18 protein-coding genes and 1 tRNA gene are annotated in these 23,318 nt (G+C 63.5%); 14 read left to right on the top strand and 5 right to left on the bottom strand.

The features are described 5' to 3' along the window. Positions 1-32 precede the first annotated feature (32 nt). Positions 33-740, top strand: a complete 708-nt coding sequence (locus tag ABID19_RS08055) for an SDR family NAD(P)-dependent oxidoreductase (RefSeq protein WP_354489435.1) — start codon at positions 33-35, stop codon at positions 738-740. 54 nt (positions 741-794) lie between these two features. Here ABID19_RS08055 and ABID19_RS08050 read toward each other — a convergent pair whose 3' ends face one another. From ABID19_RS08050 to aroA, 4 genes are all read right to left on the bottom strand, one after another. Further along, complete coding sequence (locus ABID19_RS08050; RefSeq protein ID WP_354489433.1) at positions 795-1,097, bottom strand: hypothetical protein; 303 nt, start codon at positions 1,095-1,097, stop codon at positions 795-797. Between the two features lie 213 nt (positions 1,098-1,310). Further along, positions 1,311-3,008: a 30S ribosomal protein S1 gene (gene rpsA, locus ABID19_RS08045; RefSeq protein ID WP_352926453.1), complete on the bottom strand. Its 1,698-nt coding sequence runs from the start codon at positions 3,006-3,008 to the stop codon at positions 1,311-1,313. A gap of 209 nt (positions 3,009-3,217) precedes the next feature. After that, a complete protein-coding gene (cmk, locus tag ABID19_RS08040; protein ID WP_354489432.1) occupies positions 3,218-3,868 on the bottom strand; it encodes a (d)CMP kinase in 651 nt (216 codons plus the stop codon). Positions 3,869-4,146: 278 nt separating this feature from the next. After that, positions 4,147-5,505 (bottom strand): 3-phosphoshikimate 1-carboxyvinyltransferase, encoded by a 1,359-nt coding sequence (gene aroA, locus ABID19_RS08035; protein WP_354489430.1) that lies wholly within the window; start codon positions 5,503-5,505, stop codon positions 4,147-4,149. A gap of 195 nt (positions 5,506-5,700) precedes the next feature. Here aroA and ABID19_RS08030 point away from each other — a divergent pair, with 195 nt between their 5' ends. The 12 genes from ABID19_RS08030 (at position 5,701) to ABID19_RS07975 (ending at position 19,913) form a co-directional block, all read left to right on the top strand. Then, entirely contained in the window at positions 5,701-6,090 is a 390-nt protein-coding gene (locus tag ABID19_RS08030) for a TIGR02300 family protein (RefSeq protein WP_354489428.1), read from the top strand. A gap of 173 nt (positions 6,091-6,263) precedes the next feature. Continuing rightward, positions 6,264-6,339, top strand: a tRNA-Ala gene (locus ABID19_RS08025). A gap of 720 nt (positions 6,340-7,059) precedes the next feature. Then, entirely contained in the window at positions 7,060-7,659 is a 600-nt protein-coding gene (locus tag ABID19_RS08020) for an ANTAR domain-containing response regulator (RefSeq protein ID WP_352926440.1), read from the top strand. Positions 7,660-7,661: 2 nt separating this feature from the next. Continuing rightward, positions 7,662-8,900 (top strand): CmpA/NrtA family ABC transporter substrate-binding protein, encoded by a 1,239-nt coding sequence (locus tag ABID19_RS08015; RefSeq protein WP_354489425.1) that lies wholly within the window; start codon positions 7,662-7,664, stop codon positions 8,898-8,900. A gap of 358 nt (positions 8,901-9,258) precedes the next feature. Further along, the gene (locus ABID19_RS08010) at positions 9,259-10,575 is read left to right on the top strand and encodes a CmpA/NrtA family ABC transporter substrate-binding protein (RefSeq protein ID WP_354489423.1); all 1,317 of its coding nucleotides are present in this window, start codon (positions 9,259-9,261) and stop codon (positions 10,573-10,575) included. Positions 10,576-10,641: 66 nt separating this feature from the next. Then, positions 10,642-11,538, top strand: coding sequence for a nitrate ABC transporter permease (gene ntrB / locus ABID19_RS08005; protein ID WP_354489422.1), 897 nt, complete (start codon positions 10,642-10,644; stop codon positions 11,536-11,538). A 10-nt stretch (positions 11,539-11,548) separates the two neighbouring features. Next, positions 11,549-12,346, top strand: a complete 798-nt coding sequence (locus ABID19_RS08000) for an ABC transporter ATP-binding protein (RefSeq protein WP_354489420.1) — start codon at positions 11,549-11,551, stop codon at positions 12,344-12,346. A 398-nt stretch (positions 12,347-12,744) separates the two neighbouring features. Next, positions 12,745-12,936, top strand: coding sequence for a hypothetical protein (locus ABID19_RS07995; protein WP_354489418.1), 192 nt, complete (start codon positions 12,745-12,747; stop codon positions 12,934-12,936). 117 nt (positions 12,937-13,053) lie between these two features. After that, positions 13,054-14,295, top strand: a complete 1,242-nt coding sequence (locus tag ABID19_RS07990) for an MFS transporter (protein WP_354489510.1) — start codon at positions 13,054-13,056, stop codon at positions 14,293-14,295. A 19-nt stretch (positions 14,296-14,314) separates the two neighbouring features. Continuing rightward, positions 14,315-16,765, top strand: coding sequence for a nitrite reductase large subunit NirB (gene nirB / locus ABID19_RS07985; protein ID WP_354489417.1), 2,451 nt, complete (start codon positions 14,315-14,317; stop codon positions 16,763-16,765). After that, a complete protein-coding gene (gene nirD, locus ABID19_RS07980) occupies positions 16,765-17,100 on the top strand; it encodes a nitrite reductase small subunit NirD (protein ID WP_354489415.1) in 336 nt (111 codons plus the stop codon). The genes nirB and nirD overlap by 1 nt, the downstream gene beginning before the upstream one ends. Before the next feature lie 2 nt (positions 17,101-17,102). Continuing rightward, entirely contained in the window at positions 17,103-19,913 is a 2,811-nt protein-coding gene (locus ABID19_RS07975) for a nitrate reductase (RefSeq protein ID WP_354489413.1), read from the top strand. Positions 19,914-19,936: 23 nt separating this feature from the next. Here the strand turns inward: ABID19_RS07975 and ABID19_RS07970 are convergent, their stop codons facing one another. Continuing rightward, complete coding sequence (locus tag ABID19_RS07970; RefSeq protein ID WP_354489412.1) at positions 19,937-21,751, bottom strand: ABC transporter ATP-binding protein; 1,815 nt, start codon at positions 21,749-21,751, stop codon at positions 19,937-19,939. Between the two features lie 195 nt (positions 21,752-21,946). Between ABID19_RS07970 and ABID19_RS07965 the strand changes: the two genes are divergently transcribed. Continuing rightward, positions 21,947-23,305 (top strand): LLM class flavin-dependent oxidoreductase, encoded by a 1,359-nt coding sequence (locus ABID19_RS07965; protein WP_354489410.1) that lies wholly within the window; start codon positions 21,947-21,949, stop codon positions 23,303-23,305. The last annotated feature ends 13 nt before the right edge of the window (positions 23,306-23,318 follow it).

Raw genomic sequence — 23,318 nt, 5'->3', positions numbered from 1 at the left:
GCGCGGCATATGAGTGACTGGAGCGGTCGAAGATGACGGACACACTGGACGGCAGGCATATTGTGGTGACCGGCGGCACCGGAGCGCTCGGTGGCGCGGTTGTCGGAAAACTGCTGGAGCAGGGCGCGGTCTGCCATGTGCCCAATGCCCATGCTGCCGCGCCGGCGCACTTTCCCTTCCCGGCCCATGAGCGTGTCAGGCTGGCGCACAATGTCGATCTCGCCGACCCCGCCAAGGTCGATGCGTTCTACGCCAGTGTTCCGGATCTGTGGGCATCCATCCATCTGGCCGGCGGCTTCACCGCCGCGCCGGTCGAGAAGATCGAGCCCGCCTCCTTTGCCGAAATGATGGATACCAACGCCCGCACCACCTTCCTGTGCTGCCGCGCGGCGATACGCTCGATGCTGGAATCTTCCGTGTCGGGCCGTATCGTTAATGTCACGGCGCGCGCCGGGCTCGACCTGCGGCGCGGTTCCGGCATGGTCGCCTATGCCGCGAGCAAGGCGGCGGTCGCGGCAATGACGGTGGCGATGGCGGAAGAACTCAAGGGCAAGGGCATCCTGGTCAATGCGGTCGCGCCCTCGACCCTCGATACGCCGGCTACCCGGGCTGACATGCCGGCTGCCGATTTCGGCAAATGGGTCAGCCTCGAAGCGGCCGCGGAGGCCATTGCCTACCTCGCTTCGCCGGCCAATCTGGCGATGAGCGGCACGCTGGTGCCGCTTTACGGCAGGGCCTGATTTGCCGCATCGGATCGGCGGATCGCTCGCTGGAAAGCAGCGTCGTCCGGCGGCTCATTTGCAGACGAGATCGCCGAGCTTGAGCTTGAACTTGCGCGGTCCCGGCATCACGGCCGCGCTCGCATCGTCGATGATCAGCACGTCGAGTGCACAGCCGCCGGCCCGCACCCGGTAATGGTCGTTTCCGACGCGCTCGACTGCATCGATCGGGCCGCGGCTTTCCAGCACGCCGGCCACGGCGCCACTGTCGACTATGGCCTGGATTTCGGCTTTGCGTTGCCAGTAGGGCGGCAGGGCTGCTGATGCCGCGACCGTGCCGATCAACAGGATTGCAAGACTAAAACCGATGCGGATCATAGAGCTCGCGCCTTCGATCGTTTCGCATAGTCCCGGACCGACCTTTCGGGCCGATGCGGCAGACTACAGGCTCCATCGGGCGTTTCAAGCATGACCGGCTGCCGGGCCACCCAGTGACATTGCGCGCCCCTTCGCGGCCATGAAAAAACCCGCGAACCTTTCGGTCCGCGGGTTGTGTGTTCGAGCCGCGCGCTAGGCGTGGCGTTTGCAGACTTAGCTGCCCTGCTTCTTCAGCGCGGCACCCAGGATGTCGCCCAGCGAAGCGCCGGAGTCGGTCGAGCCGTACTGGGCAACCGCTTCCTTCTCCTCGGCGATTTCCAGCGCCTTGATCGAGACCTGCAGCTTGCGGGTCTTCTTGTCGAAGGCGATGACGCGGGCGTCGACCTTCTGGCCGACCGTGAAGCGCTCGGGGCGCTGCTCGTCGCGGTCACGGCTGAGGTCGGAGCGCTTGATGAAGGTCTCGATGCCGCTGTCGACCAGCCGCACTTCCAGACCGCCATCCTTGACGCCGGTGACTTCGCAGGTGACGACCGCGTTCTTGCGCAGTTCGCCTGAAGTCGCCGCCTCGCCGGCCGTGTCCTTGGCCAGCTGCTTGATGCCGAGCGAGATGCGCTCCTTGTCGATGTCGACGTCGAGCACCTGCGCCTTGACCATGTCGCCGCGATTGTACTCCTCGATCACCTGCTCGCCCGGACGGGTCCAGTCGAGGTCGGACAGATGGACCATGCCGTCGACATCGCCTTCGAGGCCGATGAACAGGCCGAACTCGGTCTTGTTCTTGACCTCGCCCTCGACCTGGCTGCCAACCGGATGGCTGCTGGCGAAAGCCTGCCACGGATTCTCGAGCGTCTGCTTGAGGCCGAGCGAGATGCGGCGCTTGGCCGGATCGACCTCGAGCACCACCACGTCGACTTCCTGCGTCGTCGACAGGATCTTGCCGGGATGCACGTTCTTCTTCGTCCACGACATTTCCGAAACGTGGATGAGGCCTTCGATGCCCGGCTCCAGCTCGACGAACGCGCCGTAGTCGGTGATGTTGGTGACGGTACCCTTGATCTTCTTGCCGATCGGGAATTTCGTTCCGATCTCGGACCACGGATCGCTCTCGAGCTGCTTCATGCCGAGCGAGATGCGGTGGGTTTCCTGGTTGATGCGGATGATCTGCACCTTGACCGTCTGGCCGATGTTGAGGATTTCGGTCGGATGGTTGACGCGGCGCCATGCCATGTCGGTGACATGCAGCAGGCCGTCGATGCCGCCGAGGTCGACGAACGCACCATAGTCGGTGATGTTCTTGACGACGCCTTCGACCACCTGGCCTTCTTCGAGGTTCTGCACGATTTCCGAACGCTGTTCGGCACGGCTTTCCTCGAGAACGGTGCGGCGCGACACCACGATGTTGCCGCGGCGGCGATCCATCTTCAGGATCTCGAAGGGCTGCGGATTGTGCATCAGCGGCGAGACGTCGCGGATCGGGCGGATATCGACCTGGCTGCGCGGCAGGAAGGCCACCGCGCCGTCGAGGTCGACGGTGAAGCCGCCCTTGACCTGGTTGAAGATGACGCCTTCGACGCGCTCACCCTTGGTGAACTTCTCTTCGAGGCGGACCCAGCTCTCTTCGCGGCGGGCCTTTTCGCGGGAAAGCATCGCTTCGCCAAGCGCGTTCTCGATGCGCTCGACATAGACTTCGACCGTGTCGCCGACCTTGAGCGTCGTGTCCTTGCCCTTGACGCCGAATTCCTTCAGCGGCACGCGGCCTTCGACCTTGAGGCCGACGTCGATGATGGCCATGTCCTTTTCGATCGCGGTGATCGTGCCCTTGACGACCTGGCCTTCGCCGGAGTGGCCGGCGGTAAAAGATTCTTCGAGCAGGCTCGCGAAATCATCGCGAGTGGGATTTGCAGCTGACATATTTTCTCCTGGAATGCCCCGCATCTCAAGCGGGGCGGGCGCCGTGGGTTAGCGTTGCGTTGGCCTGCCGGCGTTCCGGGCTTTCCAAAAAAAGCCCTTGGCCGCTTAAGCGGCAATTCCGGCGCATGAAGAATGCTGGCAGGCTGGTTCGTGCCCGATATGGGTATCTTTTCGCCGCCGGCAATCGGCAACGGATGGAAAAACCCGGCTCAGGCTTTGTTTCTCTTGGCCAGAACGTCGTCGATGATCGCCTTGGCCGCAAGAAACGCGGCTTCTATAGCCATTTCCGACGTGTCGAGCAAGTGCGCATCGGCGGCCGGCTTCAGCGGCGAGTCGGCGCGACCCATGTCGCGCTCGTCGCGGCGCAGGATATCGGCCAGGATCTCAGCGAAATTGGCGGTGCCGCCGATGCTCTCGATCTCGGCCAGCCGCCGCTCTGCCCGCACTTCGGCGCTGGCCGTCACATAGAGTTTTATGTCGGCGTCGGGACAGACGACGGTGCCGATGTCGCGGCCATCGAGCACGGCGCCTGGCGGCGCCTTGGCGAAATCGCGCTGCTTTTCGACCAGTATGCGCCGCACCGACGGAAACACCGCGACTTTCGAAGCCGCCTCGCCGACCGCATGCGCCGACAGTACCGACCGATCGAGCTTGGCCAGGTCGACCTGCCGCGCCGCAGTTTCGGCAGCCGAGACATTGTCGAGCGGCAGGCCAACCCGAAGCAGCGCATGCGCCACCGCACGATAGGTGAGGCCGGTGTCGAGCAGGTTCAGCCGGTAGTGGTCGGCCAGCCGCCGGGCGAGCGTACCCTTGCCGGCACCGGCGGGTCCGTCGATGGCGATGGTGAAAGTTGGAGTCATTGGCCACCCACCCCCTTTGTCCGCTTGGCAACGAGCCACCGCGCCTTCGTCATCCCAGGGCGCAGCGAACGCGAAGCGGAGCGAAGACCCTGGGATCCATGCCGTAACAATGGCCGAGGAATGCTGCGGGCCAGAATTCTACACCGTCGCGGCGCTTGGACGTCACGGCATGGATCCAGGGGTCTGCGCAGCGTCGCTTCGCTCCTTGCTCCGCCCCAGGATGACGAAGAAAAGGATGTTGGCACCCAATCTCCTAAGGCTGTCATCGCCATCGACTGTCACTCAATCTCCGCTCCCAGCCCCTTCATAAGCCCCATGAACTCCGGAAAGCTGGTCGCGATCATCGCCTGATCGTCGATGGTCACCGGCTTCTCCGTTGCCAGCCCCATCACCAGGAAACTCATGGCAATGCGGTGGTCGAGATGAGTCTGGACGACGGTATTGTGTCCATTGGGGTGCTGGCCCAGTCCCTTGCCGTTCGGTTTCCCCCGCACTGCCAGTGTGGCCTCCCCCTCGGTGCAGTCGACGCCATTCAGCTTCAGCCCGTCGGCGACTGCCGACAGCCGGTCCGACTCCTTCACGCGCAGTTCTTCCAGCCCCTGCATCAGCGTCTCGCCCTCGGCGAAGCTGGCCGCGACGGCAAGCACCGGATATTCGTCGATCATCGTCGGCGCCCGTTCGGGCGGCACGGTGACGCCCTTCAGCTCGGAGTAACGCACGCGCAGATCGGCGACGTCCTCGCCGCCTTCATTGCGCGTGTCGAGAATGTCGATCCGGGCGCCCATCTCCTGCAGCGTCAGCAGAAGCCCGGTGCGGGTTGGGTTCATCAGCACGTTTTCAATTGTAATGTCCGAGCCCGGCACGATCAGCGCCGCCACCAGTGGGAAGCCTGCCGAGGACGGATCGCCGGGCACAGCGATCGTCTGGCCGGTGAGCTTGCCCTGGCCCTCGATGAAGATGTGGCGCACGCCGCGCTCGTCGGTCTCGACCGACAGATTGGCGCCGAATCCCTTCAGCATCTTTTCGGTATGGTCGCGCGTCATCACCGGCTCAATGACGGTGGTGACGCCGGGCGTGTTCAGCCCGGCGAGCAGCACCGCCGATTTCACCTGCGCCGAGGCCATCGGCACGCGGTAGGTAATGGGCGCGGCATGTTTGGGGCCGTGCAGCGTGATCGGCATGCGGTCGCCGGGCGTCGCCTTCAGCACCTGCACGCCCATCTGGCGCAGCGGCTCGAGCACGCGGCCCATCGGGCGGCCGGACAGCGACGCGTCGCCGATGAAAGTCGTCTCCATGTCGTAAGTGCCGACCAGACCCATGGTGAGGCGTGAGCCGGTGCCGGCATTGCCGAAATCGAGCGGACCTTCCGGTTGCAGCAGCGCGCCGTTGCCGGTGCCGCGGATCACCCACTCAGTGCCATGCTTCTCGATATGCGCGCCCATCGCCTTCATCGCGGCGCCCGTGCGCATCACATCCTCGCCTTCCAGCAGGCCGGTGATGCGGGTCTCGCCGGAGGCAAGGCCGCCGAACATGAACGAGCGGTGCGAGATCGACTTGTCGCCGGGTACCCGCGCCACGCCGGAAAGCGCCGACGATTTGCGAGCGGTGGCCGGTTTCGGGGCGGCAGTATGCGACATGGCTTTTCCCTGGATGAAAACGCCGGCAGCCGGCCTTTTTCTTTTGGTTTGGGCGGTCTCGTATCACGGCGGGCGGAAATGGTCATCCCCTTGCAAGAGGTCTCTCAATGCGGCGATTTATGACGCTGGCTTTAGGCTTTGACAGCGCCGTAAACTGTGGTTATGGGGACCAAACTTTTATCGACGAGGCTTGCTGTGGCAAAACCCGAACTTGGCACCAAACGCATCGACCCCGAGACGGGTCAAAAATTCTACGACCTGAACAAGGATCCGATCGTCTCGCCATATACCGGCAAGAGCTATCCACGCTCCTATTTCGAGGAAGGCAAGATTGCTGCCCTCGAGGAGGAAGAGGAAGTTGCCGAGAAGGAAGTGGACGCCGAGGAGGAAGAGGGCGTCGAAGTCGTCTCGCTCGAAGAGGCGGACGAGGATGCGAAGGCCGACGATCTTCCCGATCTCGGCGATGACGAGGACGATGTGGACCTCGGCGACGACGACGACGATACTTTCCTCGCCGACGAAGAGGAAGAGGACGACGATGTCGCCGACATGATCGGCGTCGGCGACGACGACGACGAAGTCTGATCCGGCCCCTGACGCGAGCGTCTGCCGACTTTCGCGACATCTGGAGAAAAAGCCGCTCTTGAAGGCTTGATATTGACAGAAGGCGGGGTTAGAAGCCGCCTGCACTAACGGCGCGGTCTAGAACCCGCGCCGGATCTCTTCGCCGGCAACGGCGCCGGTAGACTGCCGGAAGTGGGGCCATAGCTCAGTTGGGAGAGCGCTTGAATGGCATTCAAGAGGTCGTCGGTTCGATTCCGATTGGCTCCACCAGTTTTCCCCTAGGAAAATCAGTCTCTTTAGGCCTGCCTATCACTGGCAGGCCTCACAAAACCGGTTGGTCCCCCTGTATTTCTGTTAGCCGAAACCTTGCGGTGACATCCACCGGAGGACTACTAGCGGTCGCCTGAAGCGAAAACCCCGGCAACCACCGGGGTTTTCAGCACACTACCGCTAATAATACCAATCCCAGACCCAAACACGCCTGCGACGGCACCGGACGCGCCGATAGCCATTTCGCCAGTAACGACGGCAGGCCCTTCTCCAAGCGCGCCGCCTGCGCCGCCGCCTGCGGTGCCACGACCTATGCCGAGCCGGCTCTGCTTGAATATCTTCGTCCTCGGAGGTCTCTATCTCGGGCGCGTCGAGTTCATCGAGAATGCCGCTTCTGGCGTCCGGTACACCGGCTATTGCGTCGATAGGCCGAACTGCGCTCACAAGGGCTGCTGCCCCAGCAAGGCCAAACATTCCTGTCAAAAATGATCGCCGATCCATGGAAACCTCCAATCTTCTAGCCAGCGAGACAAGGTTCGCAATCGGAAGATAGCGCAGTGGATACAAAAACAAAGTCAGACCGTGTGAACGGTATTTAAAGAAGCTTAACGGGTCGGCTCCGCGAACATGATGGCGGTCCCTCTGAATTCCAAGAGATGACTGCGTCGATTATTGCGGTGCCGCATTGCACAATCACGCAGCGTGCGCAAAAAATGCGGCATGATCCGGAAATCCCTCACCGTCCTGGTGATCGACGAAAACCACATTCGCGCCGCTATCATCGAGGCGGGATTGCGGGAGGCCGGGCATGAACAGGTCACGGTCGTTCACGACGTTGCGGGAATAGCGCGGCGCATCGCCGAGATCGAACCTGATGTAATCGTCATCGATCTCGAAAATCCCAACCGCGACATGCTTGAGAACATGTTCCAGCTTTCGCGCGTGGTGAAGCGGCCGATCGCCATGTTCGTCGACCGGTCGGATCAGGCTTCGATCGAAGCTGCGGTGGAGGCGGGGGTCTCCGCCTATGTCGTCGACGGGCTGCGCCAGGAGCGCGTCAAGCCGATCCTCGACATGGCGATCAGCCGCTTCAACGCGTTCTCGCGAATGGCGCGCGAACTGGAAGAAGCGCGCAGTGAGTTGGAGAACCGCAAGGTCATCGACCGTGCCAAGGGCATCCTGATGAGGTCGCGCGGCCTGTCGGAGGATGCCGCCTATACGCTTCTGCGCAAGACCGCCATGAGCCAGAACCGCAAGATCAGCGAAATCGCGCAGAGCCTGGTGACGACGGCAGGCCTTCTGGATCCCGGAGAGAGTTGAGCATGGCGACCGAATACCAGATCAATGCGGGTTTCATGCCGCTCTTCGACAGCGCGGTTCTGGTCGCAGCCAGGGAGATCGGCTTTGCCGCGCGCGAAGGCATCGAGTTGACGCTCAATCGCGAAACCTCCTGGGCCAACATCCGCGACCGCATCGCGATCGGACATTTCGATCTGGCGCACATGCTGGGGCCGATGCCGATCGCCTGCAATCTGGGGCTCACCCCACTCGCCTCCGACACCATCGTGCCTTTCTCGCTGGGACTGGGCGGCAACTGCGTAACGGTTTCGAACGCGGTCTGGGCGGGCATGGCCGCGCATGGTGCCTTGCCCGACCTCGATCCGGCGCGAGCCGGCAAGGCCTTGGGCGCTCTGATCCATGAACGGGCAAATGCTGGTCGCGACCCGCTGCGTTTTGCGGTCGTGCACCCGCACTCGGGACACAATTACGAACTGCGCTACTGGCTCGCGGCCTGCAGCATCGATCCGTCACGCGACATAGAAATCGTCATCGTGCCGCCGCCCTTCATGGCCGACGCACTCGCCGCCGGCAGAATCGACGGCTACTGCGCCGGCGAACCCTGGAACACGGCCTCGGTCGTCGCCGGCACCGGCCATATAGCGACGGTCAAGGCCGCCATCTGGAAGACCAGCCCCGAGAAAGTCGTCGGGGTGCGCAAGGCCTGGGCCGAAAAGCACCCGGAAGCCCTTTCGGCCCTGCTGCGCGCGCTTCATCGCGCCGCGCGCTGGTGCCAGGATCCGGCAAACCGCGGCGAACTGGCCGCCCTGATGGCGCAGCCTGCTTTCCTCGGTCTGCATGCGGCAGTGCAGATGCCGATCCTGGGCGGACATCTCCAGCTCGGCGGTGGTGCGGAACGAACGGTCGAGGATTTCTTCCTGCCCTTCGACAAGGCCGCCAACTTTCCGTGGAAGAGCCATGCGCTGTGGTTCTACACGCAGATGGTGCGCTGGGGACATGTGGCGCACACGCCGGAAAATCTGGCCATCGTCCGCGACTGCTACCGCCCCGATCTTTACCGGTCGGCGCTGAAGCCGCTCGGTGTCGCACTTCCCGGCGCCAATTCTAAGGTCGAGGGCGCGCTGGCGTCTGCCACACCTGTCGGCTCCGCCGGCGCCAGTCTGGTGCTCGGCCCCGATGGTTTCTTCGATGGCCAGATATTCGATCCCGACGAGGTCGACGCCTACATTGCCGGGCAGAAATTGGCGCGCTCTGACGCCTGATCATTTTCGCGCCATTCTTGTGCATTGCACAAAAATTATGCGTGCACCTGCGCTAATGAACAATCTTTGGCTTGCTCGCCCAGCGGGCCAGCACACCGATGATTATGGCATGCCGTTGATCTCATTGATCTTTGTCATCCATTCCGAAACTGGCACGGTTCCTGCTTTGCAATGAGCAGACCCTTCTCGGGGTCACGGAACAGGCGTCCAATGGCGGGCGCTACAGGCAAAGCTGCCGCTCAGGTCAACACGCGATCCCGGATGGACGGGCGCGCGGCCTGGCCGGCGGCTTTTTTGTTTTGACCGAGCACGGCAATCGACGGCGCTGATCCCAAGCAGTGCCCAACGGGAGACGACGATGACGAAACGCATCAAGACTGAAGCCCCTCTCGAGGGCATGACCCGCCGCAATTTTCTGATGGCAAGTGCTGCCACCGCGGCAACACTGGCGGCGGCGCGCGCGCTGCTGCCGTCCGGCGCCTATGCGGCGACGGCAGCTCCGGAAGTCACCGGCGCCAAGCTCGGCTTTATCGCGCTGACCGATGCAGCGCCGCTGATGATCGCCAAGGAGAAGGGGCTTTTCGAAAAGTTTGGCATGCCCGATGTCGAGGTGCTCAAGCAGGCCTCCTGGGGCGCGACGCGCGACAATCTGATGCTCGGCGGCGAAGCCAACGGCATCGACGGCGCCCATATCCTGACGCCGATGCCTTACCTGATGCACACCGGCAAGGTGACGCAGAACAACCAGCCGATGCCGATGGCGCTCGTGGCGCGGCTGAACTACGACTGCCAGGCGATTTCCGTCGCCCAGGAGTATGCCAGCACCGGCGTCGGCCTCGATGCGTCCAAGCTGAAGGACGCCTTCGCCGCCAAGAAGGCCGAAGGCAAGGAGGTGAAGGCCGCCATGACTTTCCCGGGCGGCACCCATGATTTGTGGCTGCGCTACTGGCTGGCCGCCGGCGGTATCGACCCGGACAAGGATGTCTCCACCATCGTCGTGCCGCCGCCGCAGATGGTCGCCAACATGAAGGTCGGCAACATGGACGTGTTTTGCGTCGGCGAGCCATGGAACGAGCAGCTCGTCCACCAGGGCGTCGGCTTCACCGCGGCCACGACGGGCGAGTTGTGGAAGGGCCATCCGGAAAAGGCGCTCGGCCTGCGCGCCGCCTTCATCGACAAAAATCCGAACGCCACCAAGGCGATCCTGATGGCCGTCATGGAAGCCCAGCAATGGTGCGAAGCCATGGAAAACAAGGACGAGATGGCGGCCATCATCGGCAAGCGGCAGTGGATGAACGTGCCGACCGCCGACATCATCGGCCGCCTCAAGGGCGACATCAATTACGGCAATGACCGCGTCGCCACCGGCACCGATCTCTACATGAAGTTCTGGAAGGGCGGAGTGTCCTATCCGTTCAAGAGCCACGACAGCTGGTTCCTCGCCGAGAACATCCGCTGGGGCAAATTCGCGGCGACCACCGACATCAAGGCGCTGGTCGATCAGGTCAACCGCGAGGATCTGTGGCGCGAGGCGGCGAAGGATCTCGGCGTCGCCGCGGCCGATATCCCGGCATCTTCGTCGCGCGGCGTGGAGACCTTCTTCGACGGCAAGATCTTCGATCCGGCCAACCCGTCCGCCTATCTCGACAGCCTCAAGATCAAGGCATCGGCCTGACGTCGACGGCAAGCGGCGCCGTTGGCGCCGCCTGTCACTCCACGTGCTCAAGGAGCTCTTTGCGAAATGTCTATCCAAGCCATCGAGGACACCAAGGTGAAGGCGTTCCCCGCGCCTGCCAAGCCCGCAGAGGTCATAGCTTTCACCGCCAAGGTGAGGCGCCGCTTCGATCCCGCCGCGATCGTTGGCAAACTGGCGAGCACGCTGGTGCCGCCGGCAGTCGTCATTGCCGTCATGCTCGTCATCTGGCAGATCGCCTGCTCGTCGCCCAATGCCAGCTTGCCGCCACCGAGCCAGGTATGGAACGAGGCCTACGATCTGATCGCCCATCCGTTCTTCGACTATGGTCCGCAGGATATCGGACTGGCCTGGCGGGTGCTGATCTCGCTGCAGCGCGTCGCCATCGGCTTCGGCCTGGCTGCAATCGTCGGCGTCGCGCTCGGCGCTCTGGTCGGCCAGTCGATCTGGGCGATGCGCGGCCTCGACCCGGTGTTCCAGATTCTGCGCACGGTGCCGCCGCTCGCCTGGCTGCCGCTGTCGCTGGCCGCCTTCCGCGATTCCAGCCCGTCGGCGATCTTCGTCATCTTTATCACATCGATCTGGCCGGTGATCATCAACACCGCCGTCGGCGTCCGCAACATCCCCGAGGACTACCGCAACGTCGCCCGCATCCTCCGGCTCAATCAGATCGAATTTTTCGTGAAGATCATGGTGCCGGCCGCAGCGCCTTACATCTTCACCGGCCTACGCATCGGCATCGGCCTGTCCTGGCTTGCCATCGTCGCGGCCGAAATGCTGACAGGCGGCGTCGGTATCGGCTTCTTCATCTGGGATGCCTGGAATTCGTCGCGGCTGCCCGACATCATCGTCGCGCTCGCCTATATCGGCGTCACCGGCTTCTGCCTCGACCGCCTGGTTGCGGCGGTCGGCGTCTTCGTCACCCGCGGCACAACGGCAAAGTGAGGAGAGGACGATGACGGCCTACCTGAAACTCGACCATATCGACAAATCCTTCGCCCGCGGCGGCCAGGTCAGCGAGGTGCTGAAGGACATCCGGCTGACCATAGACAAGGGCGAATTCGTCTCGATCATCGGCCATTCCGGCTGCGGCAAGTCGACCTTGCTCAACCTGATCGCCGGGCTGACCAGAGTCTCCGCCGGCGCCGTGCTGCTCGAGGACAAGGAGGTCGACAGCCCCGGACCCGAGCGCGCCGTGGTGTTCCAGAACCACAGTCTTTTGCCGTGGCTCACCGTCTACGAGAACATCAATCTGGCGGTGTCGAAAGTGTTCGGCAGCACCAGGACCCGGGCCGAGCGGCATGACTGGATCATGCGCAATCTCGACCTCGTGCAGATGACGCATGCCAGGGACAAGCGGCCCGCCGAGATATCGGGCGGCATGAAGCAGCGCGTCGGCATCGCCCGCGCGCTGGCCATGGAGCCGAAGATCCTGCTGCTCGACGAGCCGTTCGGCGCGCTGGACGCACTGACGCGCGCCCATCTGCAGGATGCGGTGATGGATATCCATTCGAGGCTTGGCTCGACGACGATCATGATCACCCACGATGTCGACGAGGCGGTGCTGTTGTCCGATCGCATCGTCATGATGACCAACGGCCCGGCGGCGACCATCGGCGAGGTGCTTGCCGTGCCGCTGGCCCGGCCGCGCCGGCGCATCGAGCTTTCCTCCGACCGGACCTTCCTGCGCTGCCGTGAGGCGGTGCTGAAGTTCCTCTACGAACGCCATCGCTTCGTCGAAGCCGCGGAGTAAGGCCATGGCCGAAAAACGCGTCTTCTCGACAGTTGGCAATCTGCATCGGCAATGGGCAATCTACCGCATTGCACAAATATTATGCTGCCGCGCAAGGCATTCTGACTAAGCTTTGATCCGCTGCCGGGCTTCGTCAAAAATCGCTCGGCTGCGGTTCACATTGATTTTATTCGATAATTTAAAGGGCTGTCGAATTGGCACGCTTCCTGCTTTCTAAAATGTAGGCCCGCAAAGGGCCAAGTGACACGGCGTCCAATGGCGGGCGCCACAGGCAAAGCTGCCGCTCAGGTCAATACGCGATCCCGGATGGACGGACGCGCGAAGACCTGGCCGGCGGCTTTTTTGTTTTTACACGATCGACGGCGCTGGTCCCAAGCGGCGCCCAACCGGAGACGACGATGACGAAACGGATCGGAACTGGCGCGTCCCTCGCGGACTTCACGCGCCGCGATTTTCTGGCCAGCAGCGCGCTGACGGCGGCGCTGTTCACCGCCGCGCTCCTGCTGTTTCCCGTTGGCGCCAAGACGGAGAGCAAAGACTTGACCGTGGCGAGCCCGGTCTCGTTGCACGGGCCGATGCCGCACCGCTGATCACTCACCCCACAAAACATCCGCGGTGCCTCCCACGCCGCAAACCGGAGCCAGACGTTGACCGCAAATCTCCCAGCCGCGCCCAGCCAGGACAATGCTCCCCAGCAGGCGCTTGTGATGTCCACCATCGCCTTCACCGTCTGCTTCGCGGTGTGGACGATCTTTTCAATCATCGGCGTGCGTATAAAGCAGGACCTTGGGTTGAACGAGACGGAGTTCGGCCTGCTGGTCGGCACGCCGATCCTCACCGGTTCGCTCGTGCGCATGGTGCTCGGTGTCTGGACCGACCGGTTTGGCGGACGGCTGGTCTACACCGCGACCATGCTTGCGGCGGCGATCGCTACCTTCCTGCTCGCTTTTGCGCAAACCTACGGACAGATGCTGGTCGCCGCGTTAGGCGTTGGGCTCGCCGGTGGTTCCTTCGCCGTCGGTGTCGCCTATGTCTCGCGCTTCTTCCCGGCCGGCAAGCAGGGCACGGCGCTTGGCATTTTCGGTGTCGGCAATGTCGGCGCCGCGGTCACCAAGTTCCTGGCACCGTTCGTGCTTCTCTCCTGGGGCTGGCAGTCGGTCGCGCTGATCTGGGCGGCAGCACTCGTCGTCATGGCCGCCGTCTTCTGGTTCACGACCGGCGACGATCCGGTCATCCGCGAGCGCCGCACCGGCAAGGCAGCGCCCGCGAGAAGTTTCTTGCAGGAATTCGCGCCGCTCAAGAACCTGCAGGTCTGGCGCTTCGCCTTCTATTATTTCTTCGCCTTCGGTGCATTCGTGGCGCTGTCGCTGTGGCTGCCCCGCTACCTGGTCGGCGTCTATGGCTTCGGGCTTGCGACCGCCGGCATGATCGGCGCGGCCTATTCAATTCCGGCAAGTATTTTCCGCGCCTATGGTGGCGTGCTTTCCGACCGGATCGGCGCCCGCACCGTGCTCTACTGGACCTTCGCTGTCAGTGCCGTCGCGACTCTCGTTCTGTCTCTCCCCTCGGCAGACTACGTCGTGCGCGGCATCAGCGGGCCGATCGCCTTCCATTTCGAGATCGGCCCGCTCGCCTTCATAGCCGTCGCCTGCGTGCTCGGCTTCTTCATGAGCCTTGGCAAGGCCGCCGTCTACAAGCACATCCCGGCTTACTACCCGCAGAGTGTCGGCGCCGTCGGCGGCGTTGTCGGCATGATTGGTGGGCTCGGCGGCTTTATCCTGCCAATCGCCTTCGGCGCACTCAACGACCTCACCGGCGTCTGGTCGAGCTGTTTCATGCTGCTCTTCGTCATCGTCGCCACCTGCTTTGCCTGGATGCACTTCAGCATCCGGCGGATGGAGCGCGCGGCCGCCGCCGAAGCTTCAGGCCTTTCCTACGCGGCTGAGTGAGACCGGAGTGGATCAGGACATGACCGAAAAACTCGTCATCATCGGCAACGGCATGGCCCCCGGGCGCATGCTGGAGCACCTGTTGGAAAAGGCGCCGGGCCTCTACCAGGTCACCATCTTCAACGCCGAGCCGCGCGTGAACTACGACCGCATCATGCTGTCGCCGGTTCTGTCAGGCGAAAAGGATTATGAGGAGATCATCATCCATGGCGATGGCTGGTACATCAAGCACGGGATCACCCTCTACAAGGGCCACAAGATCGTCGCCATCGACAGGGCAGCAAAAACAGTCACCTCCGATCATGGCGTGACCGAGCCCTACGACAAGCTCGTCATCGCCACCGGCTCGGTGCCGTTTATCATCCCGGTGCCCGGCCATGATCTGCCGGGCGTGCTCACCTATCGCGATCTCGACGACGTTCGGGCGATGATGCTGGCCGCGCAGTCACGGGCCAAGGCCGTGGTTATCGGCGGCGGCCTGCTCGGGCTGGAGGCGGCTGCGGGCCTGAACGCGCAGGGCATGGACGTCACCGTGCTGCATGTCATGCCGACGCTGATGGAGCGCCAGCTCGATCCTGCCGCCGGCTACCTCCTGCAGCGCGCTGTCGAGCAGCGCGGCATCAAGGTCATCACCAAGGCCAACACCCAGGCGATCACAGGCAAGGGCAAGGTCGAGCAGGTGGAACTCGCCGACGGAACCATCATTCCGGCGACGCTCGTCGTCATGGCGGTGGGCATCAGGCCGAATGCGGCGCTGGCGAAGGAAGCCGGCATTGCCGTCAATCGCGGCATCGTCGTCGACGCCGGCATGCGCAGCAACGACCCCGACATCTACGCGCTCGGCGAATGCGCGGAGGTCAACGGCCAGGTCTATGGTTTGGTGGCGCCGCTCTACGAGATGGCGCGCGTCGCGGCCAGCCAGCTTGCCGGCGACGAGAAGGCGGCATTCGTCCATTCGGACACGCCGACCAAGCTCAAGGTCACGGGCATCGAGCTGTTCTCGCTCGGCGATTTCGCCGAGGGCGACGACCGCCAGGAAATCGTGCTGCGCGATGCTTCGGCCGGTGTCTACAAGCGGCTGGTGCTCAGGGATGACCGCATCATCGGCACGGTCCTCTACGGCGAGACGGCGGACGGCGCCTGGTTCAACGACCTCAAGAAGAAGCAGACCGACATATCGGAAATGCGTGACACGCTTATCTTCGGCCAGTCATACCAGGGAGGCGCCTCCCTGGACCCTATGGCGGCCGTTGCAGCCTTGCCGGATGATGCGGAAATCTGCGGCTGCAACGGCGTTTGCAAGGGAAAGATAACAGGCGCGATCACGGCCAAGGGCCTGACCTCGCTCGACGACGTGCGTGCCCACACCAAGGCGTCCGCTTCCTGCGGCTCCTGCACCGGTCTGGTCGAAAAGCTGATGGTGCTGACCATCGGCGACAAGTACAATCCGGCGGCTGTGCAACCGATGTGCGGCTGCACCACGCTCGGCCACGACGAGGTCCGCCGGCTGATCAAGGCCAAGGGCCTGAAGACCATTCCCGCCGTCATGCAGGAGCTGGAATGGACGACCTCCTGCGGCTGCGCCAAATGCCGGCCAGCGCTCAACTACTATCTCGTCTGCGACTGGCCGGACGAATATGCCGACGACTACCAGTCGCGCTTCATCAACGAGCGCGTTCACGCCAACATCCAGAAGGACGGCACCTATTCGGTGGTGCCGCGCATGTGGGGCGGGGTCACCAATGCCGCCGAACTGCGTGCCATCGCTGACGTCGTCGACAAGTTCGAGATTCCAATGGTCAAGGTCACCGGCGGACAGCGCATCGACATGCTCGGCATCCGCAAAGAAGACCTGCCGGCGGTGTGGGCCGATCTCGGCCAGGCCGGCTTCGTCTCCGGCCACGCCTACGCCAAAGGACTGCGCACCGTGAAGACCTGCGTCGGCTCGGACTGGTGCCGCTTCGGCACCCAGGATTCGACGGGATTCGGTGTCCGCATCGAGAAATTCATGTGGGGCTCCTGGACCCCGGCCAAGGTCAAGATGGCGGTCTCGGGCTGTCCGAGGAACTGTGCCGAGGCGACCTGCAAGGATGTCGGCGTGATCTGCGTCGACTCAGGCTACGAGATCCATTTCGCCGGGGCCGCCGGCCTCGACATCAAAGGCACCGAGGTGCTCGGCCTGGTCAAGACCGAGGACGAGGCGCTGGAGCATATCGTGGCGCTGACGCAGATGTATCGCGAACAGGGCCGCTATCTCGAGCGCATCTACAAATGGGCCAAGCGCATCGGCATCGCCGAGATCAAGCGCCAGATCATGGACGATGGCGACAAGCGCAAGGCCTATTACGAGCGCTTCGTCTTTTCGCAGAAATTCGCGCAGGTCGATCCGTGGTCGGAACGCGTTTCCGGCAAGGACAAGCACGAGTTCCGGCCGATGGCTTCGGTCGGATTCGCGCAGGCGGCGGAGTGATGGAGATGAACTGGATCGCCATCGGCTCCATCTCCGACATCCCCCGCCGCGGCGCGCGCTGCGTCGCCACGCCCGGGGGAAAAATCGCTGTCTTCCGTACGGCGGAGGACCAGGTCTTCGCCATCGAGGACCATTGCCCGCACAAGGGCGGGCCGCTCAGCCAGGGCATCGTCCATGGCGCGGCGGTGACCTGTCCCTTGCACAATTGGGTGATTTCGCTGGAGACCGGCAAGGCGCTTGGCGCCGACGAAGGCGCGGTGCGCACCATTCCGGTGCGGATCGAGGGCGAGCGTCTGTTCATTGCGCTCGAAGCGCTGGCCAGTCGCGCAGCCTGAGCATGAAGATCGACGAAGCGCGCGAGGTGAGGACCACCTGCCCCTATTGCGGGGTGGGTTGCGGCGTGCTGGCCAAGGTCGCTGCGGACGGCGAAGTGACCGTCCGCGGCGACCTCGACCATCCAGCGAACTTTGGCCGGCTCTGTTCCAAGGGCTCGGCGCTTGCCGAGACGATCGACCTCGACGGACGGCTGCTCTATCCGGAGATCCACGGTCGCCGCACCGGTTGGGACGAGGCGCTCGACCTAGTCGCCTCGACCTTCTCGCAAACCATTGCCGAGCACGGCCCCGATTCGGTTGCCTTCTACGTCTCGGGCCAGTTGCTAACCGAAGACTATTATGTCGCCAACAAGCTGATGAAGGGGTTTATCGGCTCGGCCAATATCGACACCAATTCGCGCCTGTGCATGGCGTCGTCAGTTGCCGGCCACCGTCGCGCCTTCGGCTCCGACACGGTACCGGGCAGCTACGAGGATCTGGAACTTGCCGATCTTATCGTGCTGGTCGGCTCCAATCTCGCCTGGTGCCATCCGGTGCTCTACCAGCGCATCGCCGCCGCCCGGGAAAAACGCCCCGACATGAAGGTGGTGCTGATCGACCCGCGCCGTACGATGACTGCAGATATCGCCGACATGCATCTGGCGATCGCGCCGGATGGCGACGTTGCTTTGTTCACAGGGCTGCTCGCCTATCTCGGCCAGCATAATGCGCTGGACCGCAGCTATATCACGGCGCACACGAACGGCTTCGGGCAAGCCCTTTTCGCCGCCTCGGCGCTCGACCTTGCCGGCATCGCCGCTGCCACGGGTCTCGGCGAGGACGAGCTTGGCCGCTTCTACAGCCTGTTTGCCGCGACGGCGAAGACGGTGACCGTCTACAGCCAAGGGGTGAACCAGTCGTCCTCGGGCACCGACAAGGTCAACGCCATCATCAATTGCCATCTCGCCACCGGCCGCATCGGTAAGCCCGGCGCCGGGCCGTTTTCGGTGACCGGCCAGCCCAACGCCATGGGCGGCCGCGAGGTCGGCGGCCTGGCCAATATGCTGGCCGCCCATATGGAGATCGAAAACCCCGAACATCGCGAACGCGTGCAGCGCTTCTGGAGCGCGCCTGACATCGCCGAAAAGCCCGGCCTAAAGGCGGTAGAAATGTTCCAAGCCGTGGCCGACGGACGCATCAAGGCGCTGTGGATCATCGCGACCAACCCGGTCGATTCGATGCCGGATGCCGATGCCGTCGAGGCGGCAATCAAGGCCTGCCCGTTTGTCGTGGTATCGGACGTGCTGGCCAAGACCGATACGGTCCGCCACGGCCATGTCCGGCTGCCCGCCACCGCATGGGGCGAAAAGGACGGCACCGTCACCAATTCGGAGCGCCGCATCTCGCGCCAGCGCGCCTTTTTGTCCACGCCCGGCGAGGCAAGAGCCGACTGGTGGATCATCGCCGAAGTGGCCAGGCGAATGGGTTTTGGCGAGGCGTTTTCGTATGCGTCGCCGGCGGAGATTTTTGCTGAACACGCCGCGCTGTCGGCATTCGAGAATGACGGCGTGCGGGATTTTGATATCGGCGCCTATGGCGACATTGACGCTGAGGACTATGAGGATTTGGCGCCTTTCCAGTGGCCTGCGCTGGCCTCACCCTCCCCCTTGAGGGGAGGGTCGGCGCGCGCGTTGAGCGAAGCGAAACAAGCGGGACGGGGTGGGGTCGGTGACGCGTCTCCGACCCCACCCCGTCTCCCTCGCTTTGCCGTGCAAAGCTCCCTCGCCGACCCTCCCCTCAAGGGGGAGGGTAAAAGCACCCGCTTCTTCGCCAACGGCAACTTCTACACACCCGATGGCAAAGCGCGTTTCATCCCGATCCGTCCAGTTCCGCAAACCCGCACGAACGAAAAATTCCCACTCGTCCTCAACACCGGCCGCGTTCGCGATCACTGGCACACCATGACGCGGACCGGCAAGAGCCAACGCCTGTCCCAGCACATGGCCGAGCCGTTCGTCGAAATCCACCCGGCGGATGCCACCCGCACCGGCATTGGCGACGCCGACATCGTGCGCGTCTCCACTGTGCATGGCGAAGTGCTGGTCCGGGCGCTGCTAACGGCTCGGCAGCGACCGGGATCGGTCTTCGTGCCGATGCACTGGACCGATCAGTTCTCCGCGCGGGCACGCGTCGATGCGCTGGTGGCGCCCATCACCGATGCTGTGTCCGGGCAGCCGGCCTCGAAAAATGTTGCCGCCCGCGTGGAACGCTTCGCTGCTGCCGCCTTCGGCTTTGCCGTGCTGGCCGAACGGCCGACCTCGATCGACGCCGACTATTGGAGCCTCGCCCGCTGTGCCGCCGGCTGGCGCCTTGAGCTTGCGTTCGAGGCTGGCCGGGATTGGTCGGGTTTCGCGGCTTCGCTTCTCGGCGCGGACGCGGAAGGCGAGACGCTCGCCTATCATGACGTCGCCGGCGGGAACTATCGCTTTGCCCGCTTCGCCGGCAGCAGGCTGGCTGGGGCGCTCTATTTGGCGCCCAAACCGGTCGCGGTGTCGCGCAGCTGGGCGGTGGAGCAATTGAGCGCGGACCATGCCGATCGACGCGGGCGGCTGGCGATCGTAGCCGGGCGGCCCGGCGGCAACCGCGTCGACCGTGGCGCCATCGTATGCTCCTGCTTCGGGGTCGGCGCCAACCAGATCGCGGAAGCGGTGCGCGGCGGCTGCGCAAGCGTCGAGGCGATCGGCGCCACCCTGCATGCCGGCACGAATTGCGGCTCCTGCCGCGCCGAGATCAGGACCATCATCGAGGCGCGACGCCTTCAAGCGGCGGAGTGAGGGCGGTCGTCTCGCCTATGAGGTCATAGTTCGCCGTCGTGCCGCCAGCATGCGATCAGGTGGCCCGCCCCGGCCGGCCGGCGGGGCGGTTCCGCTTGCCTGCAGTCGGCCATAACCAGGGGACACCGGTCGGCGAAAGCACATCCCTGGCTTTGAACTCCGGCCGGAAAAGCATCGACAGATACCGCGACCGTCGGCGCAGGATCATTCGAGGACGCGGCCAGAAGCAGTTTCGTGTAGGGGTGATTGGGGCCGCAAAAAATCTGGTCGGATGAACCGGTCTCGACCAGGCGGCCGCGATACAGCACACCGATTCTGTCGGCCATGTAGCGCACGACCTTGAGGTCGTGGCTGATGAATAGATAGGCCGTGTCCTTGTCCCGTTGCAAGTCGTTGAGAAGATTGAGAACGGTTGCTTGCACGGAAACGTCGAGCGCCGAGGTCGGCTCATCCAGCACAACGACTTTCGGCAGGCCTGCAAACGCGCGGGCGATGGCCGCACGTTGCCGCTGGCCGCCGGACAGTGATCGCGGTTTTTGCTCTGCTGTGGCGCTGGTGAGGCGAACCGATTGGAGCAGGTCGCTGACGCGCTGTTTCACTTCGCCGCGGCCGAGGCCGGCAAGCCGCCGCAACGGGCGGCCCAGGATCCTGCCGATCCGCTGGCGCGGGTTGAGCGTGCGATCCGGCGACTGGAAAACCATCTGCACGTCGCGCCGTTCGCCCGGATTTCTTTTCTCGACGTGCGGCGCGACCGTCTTGCCGAACAACGCGACCGACCCGGCACCGGGGGTCTGCAGACCGGTGACGATCCTTGCTAATGTCGACTTGCCCGAGCCGGATTCGCCGATCAGCCCGAACGTTTCACCCTGGCCTATCTCGAGATCGACATCGTGCAGGACGGCCTGGTCACCAAAGGAATGACTGATACCCCTACAGGCGACCGCGATCTGGCGCTCCGTTTGCGGACCAGCTTGATCGTCGGGAACCGACGGGTGCTGCGACAGAGTGGGGCCGGTCGCCTCCGCCAGCCGACCGTCCCGTTTCGTGTAGTTGAGGGCCGGGATGGAGGCGATGAGCGTCTTCGTATAGGCGTGAGCAGGGTTATCGAAGACGTCGTTTGCCGCGCCGCTTTCGACCACCGTTCCCGACTGCATCACGGCCACCCGGTCGCAGGAACGGCGGATCATGTTGATATCGTGACTGATCAACAGAATGCTGGTTTTATGGTTCCTACGAAGATCCCGCAGGATGGCGATGATCTCGGACTGGACGCTGGCATCCAGCGCGGTCGTAGGCTCATCCATCACCAGCAGTGACGGGTCGAGCGCAATCGCAATGGCGATATTGGCGCGTTGCTGCATGCCGCCTGAAAGTTCGTGTGGGTAAAGGTCGAGGACCCGGCCTGGATGGCTTACCCTGACGCGTCCCAGCAGGTCGGCAGCCCGTTTGCGGGCCTCGTCGTGGCTAACCGGCCGATGCCGAAGAATTGTCTCCGTGATCTGTCGGCCAATCGTCATGCTTGGGTTGAGCGCCGCGCCCGGGTGTTGGTAGACCGCCGCTATGTGATCGCCCCTGATCTGGCGAAGCTGCTTCGCGGAAAGATCGCGGATTTCCCGGCCCTGGAATTGAAGGGCTGATGCCTCGATCCGGGCATTGTCAGGCAAGTGGCGCAGGATGGCCAGCGCCACCGAACTTTTTCCCGATCCCGACTCGCCCACCAGTCCGAGCGCTTCGCCCTCTCCGATGTGCAGTGACACGTCGCTGACGGCCGCCTGCGATCCCTTGCGCCCGTCATAAGCGACGCAAAGCTGCTCTACGTTCAGAACCGAAGGTGACATTGGCGAGCTTGAAACCACTTTCTTCCCGAGCTGCCATCAAAGGCAATCGCTTCCGCTTTTCCAGTACATTATCTCTATAAAATTACTCGAATTAAACCGAAACGCAATCTAGCTTTTACGGATCGGGAGATTGTTGGATCGCGGCCGATCGATGAAGCGCGATGGTCTCCAGAGCAGATTTGGCAGGAGACCGGCATGGCTCGAGACCATATGATTCTCAGCGCATTCTTCTTCAATCCGCAGGGCGATCACCGCATGTCATGGCGCCATCCCTGCGCGCCGGGCCGCGAAGTGCTGGACTTCGACTACTACCGCGATCTCGTGCAGGCAGCCGAGCGCGCCAGGATCGACACGATCTTCGTCGCCGATCACGTCGCGATCTGGGATTCGGTGCAGAGCGGCGTCGCGCACTACGCGAATGCCCGCCTGGAGCCGCTGACGTTGCTGTCGGCGCTGGCCGGGGTGACCAAGCACATCGGCCTGATCACCACCGCGTCGAGTTCCTACAGTGAGCCCTACAATGTAGCGCGCATGTTCGCCTCGCTCGATCACATCAGCCAGGGCAGGGCGTCGTGGAACGTCGTCACCTCCGCCATGGACGAAGAAGCCCGCAACTTCGGCCGCGACGGCAATATCGAGCATGCGTTCCGCTACGAGCGCGCCACCGAATTCCTCGATATTGTCAAGGCGCTCTGGGACAGCTGGGAAGACGAGGCCCTGCTTCTCGACAAGGCGTCGGGCTATTTCGCCGACCCTGAAAAGGTCCATGCGATCAATCACAAGGGCACGCACTTCAAGGTCCGCGGCCCGCTCAACGTCTCCCGGCCGCCGCAGGGTCACCCGCTGATCGTCCAGGCCGGCTCGTCGGAGGATGGCAAGAATTTTGCCACCGCCCATGCAGACGTGCATTTCGCCATCTTCAGCACCAGGGAAGATGGCGTCAGGTATCGGGAAGATATCAATCAGCGCCTCACTCGCTATGGCAGGAAGCCGGAGAGCTTCAAGATCCTGCCGGGGATACTGCCGATCGTCTCGCCCTCCGAGGCGGAAGGCCGGCAACGGCAGGACTATCTTCAGTCCCTGCTTCCCGACCAAGTCGGCATCGATCTCCTATCAAGCTGGAGCGGGGTCGATCTTTCGCAGTACCCACCGGACGGGCCGCTGCCGCCGCTGCCGGACGAGAGCACGTTCAACGGCGGGCGCACGTCGCTCAACCGGGTCAAGGAGTGGTCGAAGCAGAATCTCAGCCTGCGCGACATCGCCCGCAAGCTCGCCAATAGTGGTTCGGTGCCTACCGTCGTGGGAACGCCCAAACAGATCGCCGACCAGTTGCAGGACTGGTTCGTTTCGGGCGCCGCCGAGGGCTTCAACCTGATGTTCCCACTGCTGCCCGAAGACTGGGTGAACTTTGCTGAACAGGTCGTGCCGGAATTGCAGCGCCGCGGCGTGTTCCCGACTGAATACGCGCCGGGGACGCTGCGCGACCGTTTCGGCCTGGCGCGACCCGCCAATCGCTTCGCCGAACAGCGCGACAATGCGCACGCCGTGTCCTGATCGGAGAACAGTC

Source organism: Mesorhizobium robiniae, from assembly GCF_040545535.1.
In the GTDB taxonomy this organism is placed as follows: domain Bacteria; phylum Pseudomonadota; class Alphaproteobacteria; order Rhizobiales; family Rhizobiaceae; genus Mesorhizobium; species Mesorhizobium robiniae.
This window is presented reverse-complemented; position numbering and strand designations above follow the sequence as displayed.